Raw genomic sequence first — 20,918 nt, 5'->3', positions numbered from 1 at the left:
AGGTGATGAACATGAATGAAGCAAACGAAACCATATTAATCGCTGGGCTCGGTTTAATTGGTGGTTCTATTGCACTGTCGATTAAAAAAGAATTTCCACATAAAAAAATTGTAGGCTATGATGTCTCTAAAGAACAAATGATTGCTGCAACAAAACTAGGAATCATCGACGTGACTGCCGAGTCCTTGATGGAAGGCTTAAAAGCATCAGCAACGATTATTTTGGCAACGCCAGTACAACAAACCGTCAAAATGTTAAGTGATATTGCGGCATCTGGTATTGAAAGAGAGCTCACGATTACAGATGTAGGGAGCACAAAGCAAAAGGTCGTTCATTTTGCTGAAAAAACGTTGCCTGATCATTACCAATTTATTGGTGGGCATCCGATGGCAGGGTCTCATAAGTCAGGTGTTATTGCAGCAAAAGACTTTTTATTTGAAAATGCATTCTACATTTTAACGCCAGCAAAGGTAACAAGTCGTCAGGCTGTTGACCGTTTGAAGGATCTGCTGAAGGGAACCAATGCTCATTTCATTGAAATGACACCCGAAGAACATGATGCTGTGACAAGTGTGATTAGTCACTTTCCACACATCGTCGCTGCCAGTCTTGTGCATCAAGCGCATCATTTTGAGGAAGAATTTCCTCTTGTAAAACGGTTTGCTGCTGGAGGCTTTCGAGATATTACCCGTATTGCATCAAGTAATCCTGCAATGTGGCGCGATATCCTTTTGCACAATAAAAACAAGATTTTAGACCGATTTCATGAATGGAAAAAAGAGATTGACCGCATTGAATCCTTTGTGCAACAAGAAGATGCTGAGGGGTTATTCTCTTATTTCCAAGAGGCCAAGGAATATCGCGACGGCCTGCCTCTGAGGAAAAAAGGAGCGATCCCTGCTTTTTATGATCTTTATGTCGATGTGCCGGATCATCCAGGTGTTATTTCGGAAATTACAGGATATCTAGCAAATGAAAACATCAGTATTACAAATATCCGTATTATTGAAACGCGAGAAGACATTAACGGGATTTTACGCATTAGTTTTCAAACAGATAATGATCGAAAGCGGGCAGAACTCTGTATAAAAAATAGAGCAAATTACGATACATTTTATGCTGATTGAGGTGAGGAACATGAAAATTCATAAAAGTGCTCCTATGAATGGAGAAATTCATATTCCAGGAGATAAATCCATTTCTCATAGATCTGTGATGTTTGGCGCTATTGCTGACGGGACTACAGTAGTAAAAAACTTTCTTCCTGGCGCTGATTGTTTAAGCACGATCGATTGTTTTAGAAAGATGGGTGTCGACATCGAACAAAAAGGTACAGATGTTGTCATTCATGGTAAGGGACTAAAAGGACTTAAAGAGCCGAGTGATATTCTCGATGTCGGTAACTCTGGCACGACCATTCGTTTAATGATGGGAATCTTGGCTGGCTGTGAGTTCCACAGTACGCTGATCGGAGACGAAAGTATTGCCAAAAGACCGATGAAACGGGTAACAGGTCCGCTAAGACAATTAGGAGCCAAGATAGATGGCAGAGCAAATGGCGAGTATACACCGCTTTCTATACGTGGGGGTAATTTAAAAGCTATCTCTTATGAGTCTCCAGTTGCCAGTGCCCAGATTAAGTCGGCTGTCCTTCTAGCTGGACTGCAGGCAGAAGGAACAACGACGTTAACTGAACCGCATAAATCAAGAGACCATACCGAAAGAATGTTATCAATGTTTGGTGTCTCGCTACATGAAGATGCACAAAGTGTTTCAATTGAAGGTGGACAAACGTTAAAAGCAACAGATGTATTTGTCCCTGGAGATATTTCTTCAGCTGCATTTTTCTTAGTGGCTGGATCTATCGTTCCAAACAGCCGGATTGTATTGAGAAATGTCGGTTTGAACAAAACGAGAACTGGTATTATAGATGTGCTAAAACAAATGGGTGCAGACCTCGACATTCAAGAAGTGGATGCTAAAGGCGGAGAACCGTACGGTGATTTAACGATCTCTACCTCTTCATTAAAAGGGATCGACATTTCAGGTGATATGATCTCTAGACTGATCGACGAAATTCCTATTATTGCGCTCCTAGCTACTCAAGCAGAAGGAACAACGATCATTAAAGATGCTGCTGAATTAAAAGTGAAAGAAACCAATCGTATTGATACAGTCGTTTCAGAACTTAAAAAACTAGGTGCTCATATTGAAGCAACAGATGATGGAATGAAGATTCATGGTAAAACGAGTCTTAAAGGCGGCGCAGTCGTCTCAAGCTACGGAGATCATCGAATTGGTATGATGTTAGGAATTGCGGCATGTATAACAGAGCAAGCAATCGAGATTGAAGATACAGATGCAGTACGTGTATCTTACCCAAATTTCTTTGAACACATTGAATACTTAACGCAAACAGTCTGAGGATTTCCTCAGGCTTTTTCTTTCCTTTTGCATATTTGAAAGAACTATAGCATAGCTTGTCTCAAGGTGAAACCTTGAAAAAGAGCATTTTGCTGATTCAAAAACAATTTTTTAGTGTATTCGGTTTACAAATCATCAGTTTAGTAAAGTATTGATTGAAAAAGAGTCTTCAAAACACAAAAATGGCTTCATGTTAAAAGAGCAACATATTTGCTGGATATGCAGCTGTCGATTATGATATGAAGTAACAACAGTTTAGGTTTTTGGAAACAGAAAGGAACGGTTTGATTTGAATAGTTCATTACAAGAAGCCATAAAATTAGTTGAGGCGGGTGAGACTGAAAAGGGACTCCAAACACTTGCTCAAGCAGAGAAGCATCTTCATGATGAAGAAAAAGCGCAGGCAGCTCAGTTATATTATGACTGGGGAGATATTGATAAAGCACGGAATCTCATTAGTGATTTACATGATTTATATCCAGAAGAAACAGGATTAACCTGTTTTTATGCAGAGCTGTTAATAGACTCTGATGAAGAAGAGAAGGCAATAGCAGTTCTTGAAACGATTCCTGAAGATGACGATGCGTATCCAGAGAGTTTATTGTTAATGGCAGATTTGTATCAAATGCAAGGACTATTTGAAGTTAGTGAACAAAAGCTTTTAAAAGCGAAAGAGTTACTACCTCATGAAGCCGTCATTGATTTTGCTTTAGGGGAATTGTATTTTTCTCAAGGTCTTTCAAAGAAAGCATCCGACTATTTCTACAAAGTGGCCGATCAACAAAATGAAATTGGTGGTGTCAATGTATATCAGCGGCTCGCTGAATCATTAAGCACAGCTGGAGAATTTGAAGATGCCCTTGAATGGTATGAAAAGGCTGTAAAGGATCAAGTGGATCCAAATACACTTTTTGGCTACGGATTTACAGCGATGAGGGCTGGCAGAACGAAAACGGCTATTCAGCAGCTCTCTGAACTAAAAGATATTGATCCTTCGTATTCGTCACTTTATATGCCTTTAGCCAAAAGCTATGAGGAAGAAGGACTATATCATGAAGCTTTAGAGATAGTAAAAGAAGGAATTAAAGTGGATGAGTATAACAAAGAGTTATATTTATATGGGGCAAAGATTGATTTAAAAAATGGCCATTCGGAAGATGCGAAAAAATTGCTTCAAGAAGCACTTGCTCTTGATCCAGGATATATTGAAGCGGTTCAAACGCTGCTTGCGATCTATTTAAATGAAGAGCTGTTTGATGAAATTCTGGATGTGATTAAAGAGGTTAAAAGCTTTGGGGAAGAAGATCCAAAATGGAATTGGTATGCTGCTTCTGCTTCTGTCGGACGAGAAGAATACGATGAAGCCGCTGAGTATTTCAAACTTGCTCTGCCTGATTTTGATGAGGAACGTGACTTTTTATATGAATATGCTTCGTTCCTTTTAGAAGAAGGCAGACAAAAAGAAGCCTTGCCGTTATTACGAAAAGTTCTTCAGAAAGATGGCACGAATGAAGAAATTGAAGAAACGATTTTAAGAATTGAAGACGAAATTTCCTTATAGTTTGCAGGAATGAAGAACTGGTTTGTTGAATAATTCATGTATAGAAATTTAATTTACGATAGAGGAGGGAATAACATGCAGACCCCTGTTTCTGTCAATGAAAAGAAGGAATTTATCCGGTGGTTCTTAAACCATTATCAGTTAAAGCGAAGAGAGTGTGTTTGGATATTAAATTATTTAATGAGTCACGACTCTTTGATGGAAAAGGTTCATTTTGTAGAGCAAGCAGAATTTTGCCCAAGGGGAATTATTATGTCAACACACTGTGTGGATGAAGTTCCCTTTAGATTTTATAAAGAAAATATCATGACGACAGATGCAGAAAAATCATTTCATGATATTCGTTTGAATAAACAGCAAGATTTGTTTATTCAATTGAATTTCCGATCTGCATATCGTTCGCCGGAATATGCCGCTGTACTTGAAACAAATCCTCATATTCCTAAAGATCTTTATGAAAATGAAAAAGATAAAGATCTTGCTGAGAAAGTGCTAGAGCATTCTATCGCTACTTTCCAAAAAGAACGGCTGATGAAAGAAATCGATGAAGCGCTTGACCGTCATGATCAAGAAACATTTAATAAGTTAGCAAAAGAATTAAGCTTATTATCATAAACCAAGCCAATAAGCCTTGCCCTATACAGGCAGGGCTTATGTGATGAAAGAGGGGAACTAGATGAAGTTTCAGGCGGAGGACGCGGATCTCTTTTTACAATCTAAAGATTACATTGATACCGCTATCATTCCATTAGTTGGGATAAATGCAAGCCATATCAAACAAACCGTGTCTTTAGGTGAGTTTACAATGCTTGTGGCAGAGGATCTTGAAAGGCAACTGAAAGGCAGAGTGTTTCTTTTTCCTCCATATACATATTTAGAAGTAAATAATCGTAAGCAAGAAGACATACTTGCACTAAAACAATCATTGCAAGAACATTTTCAGCATGTTGTGTTTATCACATCTGATAACAAATGGAAAGAACAGCTAGAAGTGAGCGAATCGGCATTTATATTGCAGTCTGTTCCGCTTGAGCATTTAAAGGTCAATTTAAAGCAAAAAGTCATTCAAGACAGTGTAGAACAAATTTTGAACTTTTTGTTACAAAAATGGAACCCTTCATAAAAACCCTTACATTTGCATTGTACATAGCTTTTTAGGCTGTTGACCTTGTGAATAGATTGATATATTATGAGGGTGTCCTAGTTTTATGAAATTTTTTCTAATTCAGTTATAAAGTAGCTGACGACCTGAGGGGGGGAGAAAAAAATGAGCGAGAAGAGACATGGAGTGTCCAGGCGTCAATTTTTGAATTACACGTTGACCGGCGTGGGGGGATTTATGGCCGCTGGAATGCTCATGCCTATGGTTCGCTTTGCGCTTGACCCTGTGCTAAAAGGAACAGAGGATCAGGATATGGTTCAAGTTGTCAGTGTAGATGAACTGACAAAAGAACCGAAGCGCTTTGACTTTAAAATTGATCAAGTAGATGCATGGTATGAGTCAAAGGAATCTAGGTCTGCATGGGTGTACAAAGAAGGGGATGAAATTGTCGCTTTATCGCCAATCTGTAAACATTTAGGATGTACAGTGAACTGGAACAGTGATCCGAAAAATCCAAACAAATTTTTCTGCCCATGCCATTATGGGCTGTACGACAAGGATGGTACAAACGTACCCGGAACTCCGCCGCTTGCACCGCTTGACCATTATAAGCAGCAAGTGAAGGACGGATACCTCTATCTTGGAAAAGCTGTGCCGAAAGGGGAAGGGTAACGATGCTTAACAAGATTTACGATTGGGTAGATGAGCGGCTGGACATCACACCGATATGGAGAGACATTGCGGATCATGAAGTGCCTGAGCACGTCAATCCAGCACATCATTTCTCTGCTTTTGTGTATTGTTTTGGCGGTTTAACGTTTTTTGTGACGGTCATTCAAGTCCTTTCGGGCATGTTTTTAACGATGTATTATGTACCGGATATTAAAAACGCATGGGAATCTGTCTATTATTTGCAAAATGAAGTGGCATTTGGACAGATTGTAAGAGGGATGCACCACTGGGGTGCGAGTCTAGTCATTGTTATGATGTTTTTACATACGCTGAGGGTCTTTTTCCAAGGGGCGTATAAAAAGCCTAGAGAGCTAAACTGGATTGTCGGTGTGCTCATTTTCTTTGTGATGCTTGGACTTGGTTTTACAGGGTATCTTTTACCGTGGGATATGAAGGCGCTATTTGCGACGAAGGTTGGTCTTCAAATTGCAGAGGCGACACCTTTCATTGGGAAAGAGATTAAAACGCTGCTTGCAGGTCATCCTGACATTGTAGGTGCACAAACGCTGACGAGATTTTTCGCTATCCATGTCTTTTTCTTGCCAGCGGCATTATTTGGGCTGATGGCTGCCCACTTTATTATGATTCGTAAGCAAGGAATTTCTGGACCGCTGTAAAATTTTGCGTTTGATGAATGTTCAATGAGGAGGGGATGACTTTGCATAGGGGAAAAGGGATGAAGTTTGTCGGAGATTCCAGAATACCGGCAGAAAGAAAACCTAACATACCTAAAGACTATTCCGAATATCCGGGAAAAACCGAAGCCTTTTGGCCGAACTTTCTTTTAAAGGAATGGCTTGTAGGTGCTGTTTTTTTAATTGGATTTCTTGTCCTAACTGTTGTTCATGCACCTCCGCTTGAGCGGATGGCTGATCCGACAGATACGGGCTATATTCCGCTGCCAGACTGGTATTTCCTATTTTTGTACCAGTTGTTAAAATATGAGTTTGCTGCAGGGAGCTATACGGTGGTTGGCGCAATGATTATGCCTGGAATTGCGTTTGGTGCTCTTTTACTCGCACCATTTCTTGATTCTGGTCCTGAACGCAGGCCATATCGAAGACCAATTGCAGTTGGGATGATGATTCTTGCAGTTGGTGCAGCAACCTATTTAACATGGGAGTCTGTTGCTACTCATGACTGGGAAGCAGCAGCGAAGCAAGGTGAAATCAAGAAAGAAGCAGAGATTGATACCTCAGCTGAAGAGTATAAAATTTATCAAGAGCAGACATGTATCTCCTGTCACGGAGATAATATGCAAGGCGGGGCAGCTGGACCGTCACTTGTTGACAATGGCTTAGCACCAGAGGAAATTGCGAAAATCGCTGTAGAAGGAAAAGGCAACATGCCTAAGGGCATTTTTAAAGGCAGCGATGAAGAACTTGAAAAGCTCTCGAAATATTTATCTGAGGTCAAATCTAAATAATTCAGTTGTTTAAATGCAAGTACAAGGATATACTCAAAAGGAGAAAAAAGCTGGCGCTGTCAGCTTTTTTCTGATTTTAACAGATCGTGAGTGAAGAGAAATATGAGATGGATTCAATATCTGCTAGCCACACGCTACATGCTTGTGCTCGTGCTCATTGTCAACTTTCTTGGCACTGCGTACGGCTATTACTGGTATATTCCGCAGCTCGTAGAGACGCCGGCTGTCTTTTTACCTTTTGTACCGGACAGTCCGACGGCAAGTTTTTTCTTTTTATTTGTATTACTAGCCTTTCTAATGAAACGCCATGCTCCTTATTTTGAAGCACTGGCCCTTGTCACCTTGATCAAATATGGATTATGGGCTGTAGGGATGAATCTTTTCGTGCTCGTTTCTGTTGATGATTTTCCGTGGGAAGGATATATGTTAATTGGTTCGCACTTTGCGATGGCGGTACAGGCTGTGTTATTTGCGCCGTATTATCGTTTTCACATGCGTCATTTGGTTGTAGCAGGCATATGGATTTTACATAATGATGTGATTGATTATGTATTTGGAATGATGCCGCGTTATTCTATGCTTTCTGCCTATTCAAATGAGATCGGCTACGTGACGTTTTGGTTAAGTATTGCCGTTCTTCTTGTTTCGTATTATCTTGTCATCTCGAAAAAAGCGGTCAAGCTTGAGCTCCCTTAACAATGTTGGTCTAACCTTGTCCTTTTCTTCATACGCTGTATGGAGAAAGGCTAGGAGGGACTTGCATGAAACGAAAGTCAATCGCGATGATTCTATTATTATTTCTCGTCTTGCATCCAGCTGCTGCAAAAGGTGAGGAAACAACAGCTGCTAAAGCGCTGCAAGAATTAACGGAACTATCAGATTCAATCTTTCAATTAACGAGACAAGCTAAATATGATGAGGCATTACAAGTCGCATTGTATGCTGAAAAGACATTTAAAGCTGAGAATTGGCGTGGAACTCTGACGAATACGCAGGTTCGGCAAATTACACTTGGCTATCAAGATATCATTAAAGGACTCCCGCAGGAAGACTTAAATGAGCGCGAAAAACTTCGGTATGCCTCTCAGTTTAGAATGCTTCTTGATGCGATACAATCAAATTCGGAACCTCTTTGGGGTTCGCTCGAGAAGCCGATTATGGGGTCTTTTCCGACATTAAAGAAAGAAGTAAAAGATCCAGAATCGACGACGTTCTATGAAACTTGGAATGAGCTGGTTTCATTGTATGATATGATTTATCCGAGTTTAACCATTGATATCTCGCCTGAAAAGCTGCAAACGATTAAGCAGCACATGGAAGTAATTGAACAAGGTGAATTTTTAAAAGCATCGAGTGGGACAAAGCTTGAGCGTCTCACGAAACTTGAAGAAGATTTATCAAGTGTGTTTGCGAACGTTGATCAAGATGAAGCGGATCCATCGCTTTTATGGGTCATCTTAACAACAGGAAGTATGATTTTACTCACTCTAACGTATGTTGGGTTTAGGAAATACCGTGCTGAAAAAGAAAAAAAGCAAAAGCGACAAGCCGATTATCCAAAGTCATAAAAAAAGAAGCACCGTTATCGGGCTTCTTTTTTTAGTGGGGATTGAGCGGCTTTTTATGTTCATCTAATGTGAAGCCTTCACCAAGTACGTCATGCACGTCACTCACTGATACAAAGGCATGAGGATCGACGGAAGTTACGACGCTCTTGAGGTGGACAAGCTCATTTTTTGGAACGACGCAGTAAAGGACGTTGCGTTCCTGTTTCGTATAGGAGCCGACACCCTTTAAAATGGTCACTCCGCGCTCCATTTCCTCTGTGATTTTCTTTTGAATGATGTCATCCTTTTCAGAAATAATCATCGCTCCTTTGGCAGCGTAAGCGCCTTCTTGCATGAAGTCGATGACTTTTGCAGCAACAAATACGGCAACAAGTGTATACATGGCTTCTTTGTAATTTAAATAGGTGAGAGAGATGGTAATGACGCATGCGTCGAAGATAAACATCGTTCTTCCCATTGCGACTTGATAATGTTTGTTGATCAGTCTTGCAATAATGTCCACGCCGCCTGTTGTCCCGCCGAATTTAAAGATGATTCCGAGGCCTGTTCCGATAAACACACCTGCAAAGAGTGCGGCTAAGGCTAAATCGTGCTGAAGAGGCATATGTATTTGAAAGCGCTGGAAGATGGCTAGAAAGACAGAAAGACTGACGGTTCCGACAATTGTATATGTAAACATGGTTCTGCCAAGCATTTTCCAGCCGATAAAAAAGATCGGAATGTTTAACACAAGGTTTGAAATAGATGGGTCAATGTGAAATAGAAAATATAAAAGCAGTGTGATACCTGTAAATCCGCCTTCCGCCAAGTTGTTCTGCATATTAAAATGAACAAGGCCGAAAGAAAAAATCGCAGATCCTATTAAAATAAATACGATATTTTTAAGACGAATTTCTTTTAGCAAAAGATCACTCCTTTTTTTGCTTAGACAGCGATAATATTATATGGTATGGAAGAGAAACAAGCAAACTGAGTTTTAAACATTTGTCAAATATTTATGATTTCGCTAACATGTAAGAGATGGATAGGAGGATGAGCTTCATGACGAATGAAAAAACGCTGCGTCACGTGCAGCAAGAAGTCGATGATTACATAGGACAATTTAAAGAAGGCTATTTCAGCCCGCTTGCCATGATGGCCCGTCTGACAGAAGAATTAGGTGAGCTGGCAAGAGAGGTCAACCATTACTATGGAGAAAAGCCGAAAAAAACATCAGAAACAGAAAAAAGCATGGAAGAAGAAATTGGCGATGTGCTGTTTGTGTTAACATGCCTTGCCAATTCACTCAATATATCACTTGAAGAAGCCCATGATCGTGTGATGCATAAATTCAATACAAGAGACAAAGACCGCTGGACGAAAAAAGAAGGGAAGTAGAGAAGATGACGAATCAAACCATCAAAGTAGTAATCGCTGGAGCAAGAGGAAGAATGGGGATAGAGGCTGTCAAGCTGGCAGAAGAAACAAGCCACTTCGAACTAGTAGCAGCACTTGATCACACACATGAGGGGAAAAAGCTATCAGATGTGCTTCATACAACATCTGATGCGCCCATTTATACAGATATTGACGTGTGTCTTTCAGAAACAGAACCGGATGTATTAATTGATTTGACGACCCCAGAAATCGGGAAAGTACATACAAAAAAAGCCCTTGAACATGGCGTACGTCCAGTCGTAGGCACAACAGGTTTTTCAGAAGACGACCTAAAAGAACTTCAGCAATTAACAGAAGAAAAAGGGATAGGCTGTATTATTGCGCCTAACTTTGCTGTTGGTGCTGTTTTAATGATGAAGTTTGCCAAAATGGCAGCAAATTATTTTCCTGATGTTGAAATCATTGAGCTTCATCATGATAAAAAATTGGACGCTCCGAGCGGTACAGGACTAAAAACGGCTGAAATGATTGCTGAAGTAAGAGAAAGCAAAAAGCAGGGGCACCCTGAAGAAAAAGAACTAATCGAAGGTGCTCGAGGAGCAGATTATGATGGCATCCGTCTTCACAGCGTAAGGCTTCCAGGCATGATTGCTCATCAAGAAGTGCTGTTTGGAATGGACGGACAGACGCTCACGATCCGTCATGATTCTTATAACCGTGCATCCTTTATGTCAGGTGTGAAGCTTTCTGTTGAACAGGTGATGCATATTGATCAACTCGTCTATGGCTTAGAAAATATTATCGACTAATAAGGAGTGGATCCCTGATGAACATTGCTTTAATCGCTCACGATAAGAAAAAAAGTGACATGATTCAATTCGCCATTGCGTATCGAGATCTTTTGGCAGATCATACACTTTATGCAACAGGAACCACAGGTTTAAGAGTGAAAGAAGCGACTGGGCTGCCCATTCATCGTTTCCAATCAGGACCACTTGGAGGAGATCAGCAGATCGGTGCTATGATTGCTGATAATGCAATGGATCTTGTGCTCTTTTTTAGAGACCCTCTCACTGCACAGCCGCATGAACCGGATGTATCTGCACTCATCCGGCTTTGCGATGTGTATGCCATCCCATTAGCAACCAATATGGGGACCGCCGAAATTTTAGTCAGGAATTTAGATAAAGGTACGTTTGATTTTCGAGATGTAGCAAAAAACGGAGGAACGCATGAAACCACTTGATATCCTTGCATTCGGTGCCCATAGCGATGATGTAGAGATCGGTATGGGTGGAACGATTGCAAAATACGTAAAAAAAGGGGCACGTGTTGGGATTTGTGACTTGACTCAGGCTGAATTATCTTCAAACGGAACGGTTGAAAGCCGAAAAGAAGAGGCCAGAGCAGCCGCTGCCATTTTAGGCGTCACGACTCGAATCCAGCTCACGCTGCCAGATAGAGGACTTTATCTGAATGACGAAGCGATGAAAGAAATTGCAGGTGTCATCCGAACATACAAACCGAGACTTATTTTTGCCCCGCACCACCAAGATCGGCATCCTGATCATGGTCATGCGGGTTCACTTGTAGAAGAGGCCGCTTTTTCTGCAGGTATACATAAATTTGAAGATTCATACAAGCAGCCAGCGCATAAAATAAGCCAGATGTATTATTACATGATTAATGGCCACCATCGTCCAGATTTTGTGATCGATATCTCAGACGAGATGAAGCAAAAAATTGATAGCTTACATGCGTATAAAAGCCAATTTGTCAAAACAGAGAGTTCAGTGGAGACACCGCTTGTAAATGGTTATATCGATTTTGTCAAAATGAGAGAGTCGATGTATGGAAGGGAAGTCAATAAACCTTTTGCAGAAGGGTTTCTGACAAAGAAGCCACTTTTGATGGACGATGACTTACTTGGGGGGTAATTATGAAAAAATTGAAGATCGGAATCACTTGTTATCCGAGTGTTGGCGGTTCGGGCATTATTGCCACAGAGCTTGGAAAACGTTTAGCTGAAAAAGGGCACGATGTTCATTTCATTACCTCAAGTATTCCGTTTAGACTCAATAAAGTGTATCCGAATATTTATTTTCATGAGGTGGATGTCAATCAATATGCTGTATTTCAATATCCGCCTTATGACCTTGCACTGGCAAGTAAACTCGCAGAAGTCGCAAAACGAGAGAAGCTTGATATTATTCATGCGCATTATGCGGTTCCTCACGCTGTCTGTGCGTTCTTAGCCAAACAAATGACTGGACAGTCTGTCAAAGTCGTCACCACCCTTCACGGGACGGATATTACGGTTTTAGGCTATGACCCATCTTTAAAGGAAGTCATCCGGTTTGCGATCGAATCATCTGACCGCGTAACAGCTGTATCACATTCATTAGCTGCGCAGACATACGATCTGATTAAACCGAATAAAAAAATTGATACGATCCATAATTTCGTCGATGAGCGTGTATATTTGCGTGAAGATCACGAAGTGCTGAAGACGCATTATGGTCTTCTGCAGGATGAGAAGGTCGTCATCCATGTATCAAATTTCCGTAAAGTGAAGCGGGTGCATGACGTAATCCATGTGTTTAAACAGATTTCTGAACAGGTGAATGCAAAACTGCTACTGATTGGGGACGGACCTGAAAAATCGGTTGTTTGCGAGCTTGTGAAAAAGCTTGGATTAACGGACCGCGTGTTATTTTTAGGAAAGCAAGAGAAGGTGGAGGAGCTCTATTCGATTAGTGATTTGAAGCTGCTGCTTTCTGAGAAAGAGAGTTTTGGTCTTGTACTACTTGAAGCAATGGCATGCGGAGTACCTTGTATAGGAACAGACGTTGGAGGAATTCCAGAGGTGATTGCACATGGAGAGACAGGATTCCTTGTTCCGCTTGGTGATGTAGATGGAGCAGCAAAACATGCCATCTCTATTCTGAAAGACAATGCGCTCCATAAGCAAATATCGATGGCAGCCAAGTCTAGTGTTGAAGCCAATTTCTCTTCTAACAAAATTGTGAGAGAGTATGAAGAGCTTTACTTAGAATTGATCGAAGGTGATGTTGAAGATGAATGAACCATTCACACATGCGATCCCTATTTTACATACACTGCATGAACATGGGTATCAAGCTTATTTTGTCGGCGGTGCGGTGAGAGATGTCCTTTTAGGCAGGGAAATTGGAGATATCGATATTGCGACAGATGCCACACCTGATGTGGTGGAGTCTTTATTTGATAAAACAGTAGATGTCGGCAAAGAGCATGGCACTGTTATTGTGTTACTTGACGGGGTCAGCTATGAGGTCACTACGTTTCGGACTGAATCAGAATATGAAGACTTTCGCCGGCCTAAAGAAGTGGCGTTTATTTCATCACTAAAAGAAGATCTTTTAAGAAGAGATTTAACGATCAATGCAGTGGCCATGGATATTCATGGTGACATCATTGACCATGTAGGCGGCAAGCGGGATATTAAGCGAAGACGAATTCAAACGGTTGGAGATCCTGCATGCCGCTTTCAAGAAGATGCGCTTCGGATGATGAGAGCGGTGCGGTTTTTAAGCCAGCTCGGGTTTGAGCTTTCTAAAGAGACGGAAGAAGCAATGAAAAAAGATAAACATCTGCTTGCTAACATATCTGTTGAACGCAAAAAAATCGAAATGGAAAAACTTTTAAAAGGCCGCTACTGTGAACAAGCCATCAAGGTGCTCATCTCCACCAAATTGTATGAAGAATTGCCCGGCCTCAAAAAGGAACAGCTGAATGAAACGTTCCAAGCTTTCCCGTATTATTTATTGGATGGGTTAGATGAGGTGTGGGGAGCCTTTATCCATTTACTTGGTCTAGATGAGGCGGAGGCGGTGTCCTTTTTAAAAGAATGGAAGTTATCAACGAAACTTTTAAAAGAAGCCGTTGCCATTAGCAAATATGTTGATTGTGACTGGGATGCGGAAAAAATGTTTGAAGCTGGTGAACATGTCCTGCTTTCTAGTATGAAAATCACGCAGCTCAAACATGAGCGCCGCATTTTCTTTGATGAGCTGGAGGCGGCGAAACGTTCATATGATGCGTTGCCGATTAAACAGCTTCAAGACCTTGCAGTGTCAGGAAAAGATTTGATGGCCTTTCGGCAAAAGCCAGCTGGTAAATGGATTGCAGAAGAGCTTGCTTCTGTAAAAAAAGCCGTTTTGCAAAACCAGCTTGAAAACCGAAAAGAAGCCATAGAGGAGTGGCTCATAGCGTGCGATCAGCGATTAGAAAACGATTAATTGAACTATTTACAGCATCTGAGCAAGATTTTGTCTCAAGCCAGCAAATATGTGATGAGCTTGGCTGCTCCCGAACGGCAGTATGGAAGCATATAGAGGATTTGCGAAAAGAGGGATATGAGGTCGAAGCGGTCAGAAGAAAAGGATACCGGCTGCTTCGTAAACCGGACAAAATTAGTGAAGACGAAATTCTGTTTGGTTTGGAAACAGAGCTGTTTGGCAGGCATATTTACTTTCAAGAAGAAGTCGCCTCAACTCAGCTCATTGCCCATGACCTCGTCAATAAAGGAGCCCCGCACGGCTCGCTTGTTGTCAGTGATCATCAGACAAACGGAAAAGGCCGCCTTCAAAGAACGTGGCATTCACCAAATGGGACAGGCATTTGGATGAGTTTGATTCTCCGGCCGGAAATACCGCTGCACAAAGCGCCGCAAATGACGCTTTTAGCATCTGTCGCCATCGCTGAAGCAATAGCGCAGCAAACGGGTCTCAGTCCATCAATCAAATGGCCAAACGATATTTTGCTAAACGGAAAAAAGGTCGTTGGTATTTTGACTGAATTAAAAGCAGAAGCTGACCAAGTTCACGCAGTCATTATTGGTCCAGGCATTAACGTGAATCAGACGGCAAATGATTTTCCTGAAGAATTAAAGGATGTTGCGACGAGTTTGCAAATGGAGCTGGGTGAAAAGATAGACAGAGCGGCATTGATTCAAACCATCATGTCCACCTTTGAAAAAAGGTATGATGAATATATGACTTATGGTTTTGCTCCGATCAAACAATTATGGGAATCGTATGCGATGACCATTGGAAAGCGTATCATCGCACGCACCGTCAATGGACAATATGCTGGAACGGCGCTTGGGATTAATGATGAAGGGGTCCTCTTACTCGAAACGGAGGGCGGAATCCAAAACATCTACTCCGCTGACATCGAGATCAAGTCAACTTAAGTGGAACACCCGGCACATTTTTGATATACTTCGTGTGGGCAGTATCTGAAAAAGAACTGTACCTGTTAGGAAGAAAAATTCGATAAATTTCTGCCTTGATCCTAAGGGACTTGGACAGAGGGATGATTCGTCTGCACATGAGAGATAAAAGCGTGTGAGATCAGACAAGCCATCTCCTCTCCAGAATGAGGAGGAACAAATGAAGACAAAGTTAGATTTTTTCAAAATGAAAGAACAAAACGAACCTATTGTGATGCTGACAGCATACGACTATCCAGCTGCAAAGCAAGCGGAAAAAGCGGAAGTCGACATGATCTTAGTTGGTGACTCACTTGGGATGGTTGTCCTTGGACTTGATTCCACAGTGCAAGTGACGATGGATGATATGATTCATCACACAAAAGCAGTCAAAAGAGGCGCAAAAGACACATTTGTTGTGACGGATATGCCATTTATGTCTTATCATTATTCATTAAAAGAAACGATGAAAAATGCAGCACGCATTATGCAAGAAAGCGGTGCTGATGCCTTAAAGCTTGAAGGTGGAGACGGAGTATTTGAATCCATTCAAGCACTTACAAGAGGCGGTATTCCTGTTGTAAGCCATTTAGGGCTCACCCCCCAATCAGTCGGTGTTCTTGGCGGCTATAAAGTGCAAGGAAAAGACAAAGAGAGTGCACAGAAATTGATTGAAGATAGTCTGAAATGCGAGGAAGCAGGCGCCATCGCTCTTGTGTTAGAGTGTGTACCTGGTGAACTGACAAAACGGATTACTGACATGCTAAAGATTCCTGTGATCGGAATTGGGGCAGGGGCTGAAGCAGATGGACAAGTTCTCGTTTACCATGATGTGGTAGGGTACGGCGTATCTAGAACACCTAAATTTGTGAAACAATACGCGCAAATCGATGCTGTATTAGAAGAAGCGCTCATACAATATACAAAAGAAGTAAAAGCACGCACATTCCCAGAGGATGCTCATACCTTTCATATGAAAGAAGAAGTCCTTGATGGTTTATATGGGGGGATCAAGGAATGAAGGTTGTCTCCCATATTCATGAACTAAAAGAAATGATCAAGCAGCATCAAAAGAAGCAGCATTCCATTGGATTTGTCCCTACAATGGGTTTCCTTCATGAAGGACATCTTACGCTTGCAAAAGAAGCAAGAGATCAAAATGACATCGTAGTGATGAGCATCTTTGTTAATCCATTGCAATTTGGACCGAATGAAGACTTTGAATCCTATCCAAGAGATATGGAAAGAGACCAGCGTCTTGCCGAAGAAACTGGAGTAGATATATTATTTACACCTGATGTGAAGGAAATGTACAAAGATGAGCCATCGATTACGATGACTGTCCAAAAGCGTACAGACGTCTTATGCGGGAAGAAACGCCCAGGACACTTCGACGGCGTTGTCACGGTGCTGACAAAGCTGTTTCACCTTGTCGCACCAACCAATGTATACTTTGGTCTAAAGGATGCACAGCAAGTCGCTGTTATCGATGCGATGATCAAGGATTTCTTTTTTGATCTTCACCTTGTGTCTGTTCCTACTGTTCGAGAAGAAGACGGTTTAGCGAAAAGTTCAAGGAACGTGTATTTGTCTGAAACAGAAAGGCAAGAAGCACCTGCTTTATACCGGGCATTAAAAAAAGGACAGACAGCTGTAGAAAATGGTGAACATGATGTAAATCGTATTTATCAATTAGTGGAAGAGGAGATTCTTCAAACGAGTGGAGAAATCGATTATATTGACATTTACTCCTACCCAGAGCTTGAACCTCTTCAGCACTTAACGGGCCAAGTGATCATTGCCACTGCTGTGAAGTTCTCCCGGGCAAGACTGATTGATAATGTGATTTTCCATGTTCCTGAAAGCGGTGAAAAACATGTATAGAACTTTTATGACCTCGAAACTTCATAAAGCGACAGTGACTGAAGCAAACTTACACTATGTAGGCAGTATTACCATCGACGAAGATTTGCTTGATGCGGCAGGCATGATGGCAAATGAGAAAGTGCAAATTGTTAATAATCACAATGGTGCTAGACTTGAAACATATATCATCCCTGGAGAAAGAAAGAGCGGTGTCATTTGTTTAAATGGTGCGGCAGCAAGATTGGTTCAGCCAGGAGATGAAGTCATTATTATCGCTTATGGGATGTTGTCAGAGGAAGAAGCGAAATCGCACACACCTAAAGTGGTCGTGTTAAATAAACAAAATCAAATTGAACAAATGATTGGGCAAGAGCCTGCGAGAACGATTTTATAACGCACGCTCACATGGAAACAGAACAGTTTCATCATAAGGAAGCTGTTCTGTTTCAGCTATATTGCCCAGAGTGTGTTTCACTATGAGTGGAACGAGGAATTGAGGTGTCCATTTTATGACCGATCAAAGGTTTGTTGTCGTTGATATTGAAACCACCGGGAATTCACCAAAAAAAGGTGATAAAATCATTCAAATTGCTGCGGTGGTCATTGAAAATGGACAAATTGTCGAACGGTATTCAAAATATGTGAACCCAGGGAAAACGATTCCTGGATTTATTGAACAGCTGACAGGTATTAAGCAGCACATGGTTGATGACGCGGTGTTTTTTGAGGACATTGCCCAAGAGGTGTATGATCTCATACAGGGCGCTTATTTTGTTGCGCACAATGTTCATTTTGATTTGAACTTTTTAAACGATGAACTAAAAGCATGCGGGAAAAATGAGCTGGATGTGCTAGCGATTGATACGGTTGAAATTTCTAGAATTCTTTATCCTGAGCTTGAAGGTTATAAGCTAACTGAATTAAGCGAAGAGCTCATGCTTCCACATGACCACCCGCACAGAGCGGATAGTGATGCGGAAGTTACTGCCATGTTATTTTTAACCTTATTACATCAATTAAGGAATACACCGCCAAATGTGTTAAAACAGCTGCGCAGATTATCCTCTTATCTTCTAAGTGATATAGGACTTTTAATTAAGCAGCTTGAAACCAATCACTCTAGTCAGGATGATTCGCTTGTAGAAGTAGGATCTTTTGCTGTGAAAGATGTGACCCATCCTATCACTGAATCGACATATGCAGTAGGCGCTGACGACGAGCAGCTGTTTGAGGAGATAAAAGAGAAGCTTCCTCAAACATTAGAAGGCTATGAAGTAAGAGAAGGCCAGCTCACGATGATGAACAAAGTAAGAGATGCGTTCCATGAAAGAGCCTATGCGTTAATTGAAGCGGCGCCAGGAATCGGGAAAACACTCGCTTATCTTATACCAGCTGCTTTAGAAGCAAAGAAATCAGGAAAACCTGTCATTATCAGTACATATTCTATTTTACTGCAGCAGCAAATGCTTCAGCGTGATGTTCCGCTACTCAAGCAATTGCTCCCATTTGAGCCAGCCGCCTGTGTGTTTAAAGGGCGGGCACATTATATTTGTTTAGATAAGTTTGAGCATGTCCTGCATGAGGAAGATGATAACTATGATGTTGTCTTAACAAAAGCGCAAATTTTAATGTGGCTTCTTGTCACTGAAACAGGTGATTTGTCTGAACTGAATTTACCGTCAGGAGCTGCAAATATAAAAGACCGTATCTCTTGTGTGCACATGCCATTTACATCGAAAAAACGCCGTTTTAAAGAACATTGTTTTTATGAACGGGCTAAACGAAAGGCTCAAACCGCTGATTTAATTTTGACGAATCACCGTCTGCTTTTATCTCAAACAGAAGGAGCTTCTATCTTTCAGCATGCAGATGTCTATGTGATTGATGAGGCCCACCAATTTGAAAAAACAGCCAATGAAACGCTAGGTGACAGTGCGTCTTATATCCAGCTTCATGCGAAATTAACGCAGCTTGGCTCTTTGCAAGGCGGGCTGCTTAAGAAATTGAAAAAGAGATTTCATGGGGCAGGTTTATCAACTGACACCTTTATTGAAATGGACGAGTATCTTCAGCAGCTTCAGATGGAAAGTGACGCATTTTTTAGTACCGTTCATTCTTTTGTCAAAAGGACAAAACCAAAAGCGGACATCAATCGTCTCATTCATAGAGTCCGTCATCATTCAAAACATGCTCAGTGGGTCCGAATTAAAGAATCAGCGAGTAAGCTTTGTTCATTATTGATTGCTTGTGAGAAACTGTATGAGCAGCAAAAAAATGAGTTGCTTCACAAAAGTGATCAGTTCATAGAACACTTTGCATTTGAAGCAGAAGAATACGATCAAGTGATGTCATTTATGCAGACATTCTGCAGTACGCTGTACCGGTTTATCTTTGAACCAAACAATGATGAAACCGTTTGGATTGAGATTGATGCAAAGGGTGCCAAGAATGCTGTCTTTATGCACGCGCAGCCGCTGGATACAGGGGAGCTGCTAGCTGATCGGTTCTTTATGAACAAAAAAAGCGTTGTCCTCACATCAGGGACGCTTACCATCAATCAACGCTTTGATTATTGCTTGGAACGATTTGGACTGCAAGATTTTTACCCACACCTTGTCCAAATTGATTCACCTTTTGAACTTGAAAAACAGCTTAAGGTCGTTGTACCGGCTGACATGCCGCCGATCACAAACCGTGATGAACGCGAATATGTGAAGCAAGCTGCAACATATATTAAGATCATGGAAAAGCAGGATCAAGCGAAAATATTGGTATTATTTAATTCACATGAGATGTTAAAAGCAGTGTATGAAGAGCTGAAATCAGAAGGTATGCAATCGGCCTTGTTTGCTCAGGGTTTGACAGGCGGGAGCCCTGTAAAATTGACAAAAATGTTCAAATTGGCGAAGCAGGCCATCTTGCTAGGAACAGGGAGTTTCTGGGAAGGTGTGGATTTTCCTGGCTCAGAGCTAACGACCGTCATTATGGCAAGGCTTCCTTTCCGACCGCCCGATTCACCGCTCATTGAAGCAAAATGTGAAGCTGCAAAAAAACAGGGGAAGAATCCCTTTAAAGCCGTCGCTCTACCGGAAGCTGTGTTAACTTTTAAGCAAGGAGCAGGCCGCTTGCTGCGCTCGGAAAAAGACATCGGAACATTGCTGATTTTAGACCGCCGAGTGAAAACCGCTTCGTATGGAAAACTATTTTTAGAATCACTTCATCATGCGCCAGTTCACGAGATGTCCAAAGAGTCGCTTGAGGCGTATATAGAAAAGCTTAACAACGAAAAGCCGCTGTCATAAGCGGCCTTTCACTGGTGTGGGTTTGGAGTTAATTTATCGTAACGGCTTTTTATGTTCCGTTGTAAAAATAGTATCGGTTCTCACATTGAAAAGTATAACTAACAATATTTACGTACCGAGGAGGAATTAGAAGTGGAAAGTAAAATAGAGGTACTTTCAACTGTTCAAATTAAGCATTCAGAAGACCTATACAAAATCGTCGATTTGCTGAACAGAACGCTTAAAAGGGAAGATCTTATGTTTGGATTAGCATTAGATCAAGAAGATCAAAATCAAGCGATATTTACCATATATCGCACTTAGGGG

General features: G+C 41.3%; 23 protein-coding genes. 22 read left to right on the top strand and 1 reads right to left on the bottom strand.

All coding sequences use genetic code 11. The features are described 5' to 3' along the window. Positions 1-11 precede the first annotated feature (11 nt). The 10 genes from NSQ17_RS10515 to ypjB all read left to right on the top strand — a co-directional run bounded on the left by NSQ17_RS10515 (position 12) and on the right by ypjB (position 8,813). Positions 12-1,127 (top strand): prephenate dehydrogenase, encoded by a 1,116-nt coding sequence (locus tag NSQ17_RS10515; protein ID WP_342467416.1) that lies wholly within the window; start codon positions 12-14, stop codon positions 1,125-1,127. 10 nt (positions 1,128-1,137) lie between these two features. Then, on the top strand, positions 1,138-2,424 hold the full coding sequence (gene aroA / locus NSQ17_RS10510) for a 3-phosphoshikimate 1-carboxyvinyltransferase (RefSeq protein WP_024718513.1): 1,287 nt from the start codon (positions 1,138-1,140) through the stop codon (positions 2,422-2,424). A 289-nt stretch (positions 2,425-2,713) separates the two neighbouring features. After that, positions 2,714-3,985 carry a tetratricopeptide repeat protein gene (locus NSQ17_RS10505; protein ID WP_268373056.1) on the top strand — a complete coding sequence of 424 codons (1,272 nt, stop codon included), beginning with the start codon at positions 2,714-2,716 and terminating at the stop codon, positions 3,983-3,985. 75 nt (positions 3,986-4,060) lie between these two features. Further along, entirely contained in the window at positions 4,061-4,600 is a 540-nt protein-coding gene (locus NSQ17_RS10500; RefSeq protein ID WP_008344562.1) for a ReoY family proteolytic degradation factor, read from the top strand. Positions 4,601-4,661: 61 nt separating this feature from the next. After that, positions 4,662-5,108, top strand: a complete 447-nt coding sequence (locus NSQ17_RS10495; protein WP_024718515.1) for a YpiF family protein — start codon at positions 4,662-4,664, stop codon at positions 5,106-5,108. Between the two features lie 144 nt (positions 5,109-5,252). Then, on the top strand, positions 5,253-5,759 hold the full coding sequence (locus NSQ17_RS10490) for a ubiquinol-cytochrome c reductase iron-sulfur subunit (protein WP_007500911.1): 507 nt from the start codon (positions 5,253-5,255) through the stop codon (positions 5,757-5,759). Positions 5,760-5,761: 2 nt separating this feature from the next. After that, positions 5,762-6,436 (top strand): menaquinol-cytochrome c reductase cytochrome b subunit, encoded by a 675-nt coding sequence (gene qcrB, locus NSQ17_RS10485; protein ID WP_003215804.1) that lies wholly within the window; start codon positions 5,762-5,764, stop codon positions 6,434-6,436. 41 nt (positions 6,437-6,477) lie between these two features. After that, positions 6,478-7,245, top strand: a complete 768-nt coding sequence (locus tag NSQ17_RS10480; protein WP_008344567.1) for a menaquinol-cytochrome c reductase cytochrome b/c subunit — start codon at positions 6,478-6,480, stop codon at positions 7,243-7,245. A gap of 102 nt (positions 7,246-7,347) precedes the next feature. Further along, positions 7,348-7,941 carry a DUF1405 domain-containing protein gene (locus tag NSQ17_RS10475; RefSeq protein ID WP_327871821.1) on the top strand — a complete coding sequence of 198 codons (594 nt, stop codon included), beginning with the start codon at positions 7,348-7,350 and terminating at the stop codon, positions 7,939-7,941. A 65-nt stretch (positions 7,942-8,006) separates the two neighbouring features. After that, positions 8,007-8,813: a sporulation protein YpjB gene (gene ypjB / locus NSQ17_RS10470; protein WP_008344572.1), complete on the top strand. Its 807-nt coding sequence runs from the start codon at positions 8,007-8,009 to the stop codon at positions 8,811-8,813. A gap of 31 nt (positions 8,814-8,844) precedes the next feature. Here the strand turns inward: ypjB and NSQ17_RS10465 are convergent, their stop codons facing one another. Then, positions 8,845-9,717 (bottom strand): YitT family protein, encoded by an 873-nt coding sequence (locus NSQ17_RS10465; protein WP_003215598.1) that lies wholly within the window; start codon positions 9,715-9,717, stop codon positions 8,845-8,847. A 137-nt stretch (positions 9,718-9,854) separates the two neighbouring features. On the opposite strand from NSQ17_RS10465, the gene NSQ17_RS10460 reads away from it, so the two are divergent. From NSQ17_RS10460 to NSQ17_RS10405, 12 genes are all read left to right on the top strand, one after another. Next, positions 9,855-10,190 (top strand): nucleotide pyrophosphohydrolase, encoded by a 336-nt coding sequence (locus tag NSQ17_RS10460; protein ID WP_039165700.1) that lies wholly within the window; start codon positions 9,855-9,857, stop codon positions 10,188-10,190. A 5-nt stretch (positions 10,191-10,195) separates the two neighbouring features. Beyond that, positions 10,196-10,999, top strand: a complete 804-nt coding sequence (gene dapB, locus NSQ17_RS10455) for a 4-hydroxy-tetrahydrodipicolinate reductase (RefSeq protein ID WP_342467415.1) — start codon at positions 10,196-10,198, stop codon at positions 10,997-10,999. A 17-nt stretch (positions 11,000-11,016) separates the two neighbouring features. Next, positions 11,017-11,436, top strand: coding sequence for a methylglyoxal synthase (gene mgsA / locus NSQ17_RS10450; protein ID WP_342467414.1), 420 nt, complete (start codon positions 11,017-11,019; stop codon positions 11,434-11,436). Further along, positions 11,423-12,127: a bacillithiol biosynthesis deacetylase BshB1 gene (gene bshB1, locus NSQ17_RS10445; protein ID WP_024718519.1), complete on the top strand. Its 705-nt coding sequence runs from the start codon at positions 11,423-11,425 to the stop codon at positions 12,125-12,127. Before mgsA ends, bshB1 begins: the two co-directional genes overlap by 14 nt. A 2-nt stretch (positions 12,128-12,129) precedes the next feature. Next, positions 12,130-13,275: an N-acetyl-alpha-D-glucosaminyl L-malate synthase BshA gene (gene bshA, locus NSQ17_RS10440; protein WP_144679426.1), complete on the top strand. Its 1,146-nt coding sequence runs from the start codon at positions 12,130-12,132 to the stop codon at positions 13,273-13,275. Further along, positions 13,268-14,470 carry a CCA tRNA nucleotidyltransferase gene (locus NSQ17_RS10435; protein ID WP_342467413.1) on the top strand — a complete coding sequence of 401 codons (1,203 nt, stop codon included), beginning with the start codon at positions 13,268-13,270 and terminating at the stop codon, positions 14,468-14,470. Before bshA ends, NSQ17_RS10435 begins: the two co-directional genes overlap by 8 nt. Next, positions 14,443-15,426 carry a biotin--[acetyl-CoA-carboxylase] ligase gene (locus NSQ17_RS10430; protein WP_159145777.1) on the top strand — a complete coding sequence of 328 codons (984 nt, stop codon included), beginning with the start codon at positions 14,443-14,445 and terminating at the stop codon, positions 15,424-15,426. The genes NSQ17_RS10435 and NSQ17_RS10430 overlap by 28 nt, the downstream gene beginning before the upstream one ends. Positions 15,427-15,625: 199 nt before the next feature. Continuing rightward, the gene (gene panB / locus NSQ17_RS10425) at positions 15,626-16,465 is read left to right on the top strand and encodes a 3-methyl-2-oxobutanoate hydroxymethyltransferase (protein WP_342467412.1); all 840 of its coding nucleotides are present in this window, start codon (positions 15,626-15,628) and stop codon (positions 16,463-16,465) included. Then, positions 16,462-17,328, top strand: coding sequence for a pantoate--beta-alanine ligase (panC, locus tag NSQ17_RS10420; RefSeq protein WP_061419470.1), 867 nt, complete (start codon positions 16,462-16,464; stop codon positions 17,326-17,328). Before panB ends, panC begins: the two co-directional genes overlap by 4 nt. After that, positions 17,321-17,704 (top strand): aspartate 1-decarboxylase, encoded by a 384-nt coding sequence (panD, locus tag NSQ17_RS10415; protein WP_017359738.1) that lies wholly within the window; start codon positions 17,321-17,323, stop codon positions 17,702-17,704. Before panC ends, panD begins: the two co-directional genes overlap by 8 nt. Positions 17,705-17,819: 115 nt before the next feature. Beyond that, positions 17,820-20,612: an ATP-dependent DNA helicase DinG gene (gene dinG / locus NSQ17_RS10410; protein ID WP_342467411.1), complete on the top strand. Its 2,793-nt coding sequence runs from the start codon at positions 17,820-17,822 to the stop codon at positions 20,610-20,612. Positions 20,613-20,744: 132 nt separating this feature from the next. After that, positions 20,745-20,915 carry a YpmA family protein gene (locus tag NSQ17_RS10405; protein WP_008344594.1) on the top strand — a complete coding sequence of 57 codons (171 nt, stop codon included), beginning with the start codon at positions 20,745-20,747 and terminating at the stop codon, positions 20,913-20,915. Positions 20,916-20,918: the final 3 nt, after the last annotated feature.

Origin of the sequence: Bacillus sp. FSL W8-0629 (assembly GCF_038593225.1) — a bacterium.
GTDB lineage: Bacteria > Bacillota > Bacilli > Bacillales > Bacillaceae > Bacillus > Bacillus altitudinis.
The sequence above is the reverse complement of the archived record's forward strand: the minus strand, read 5'-3'. Positions and strand labels throughout refer to the sequence as shown.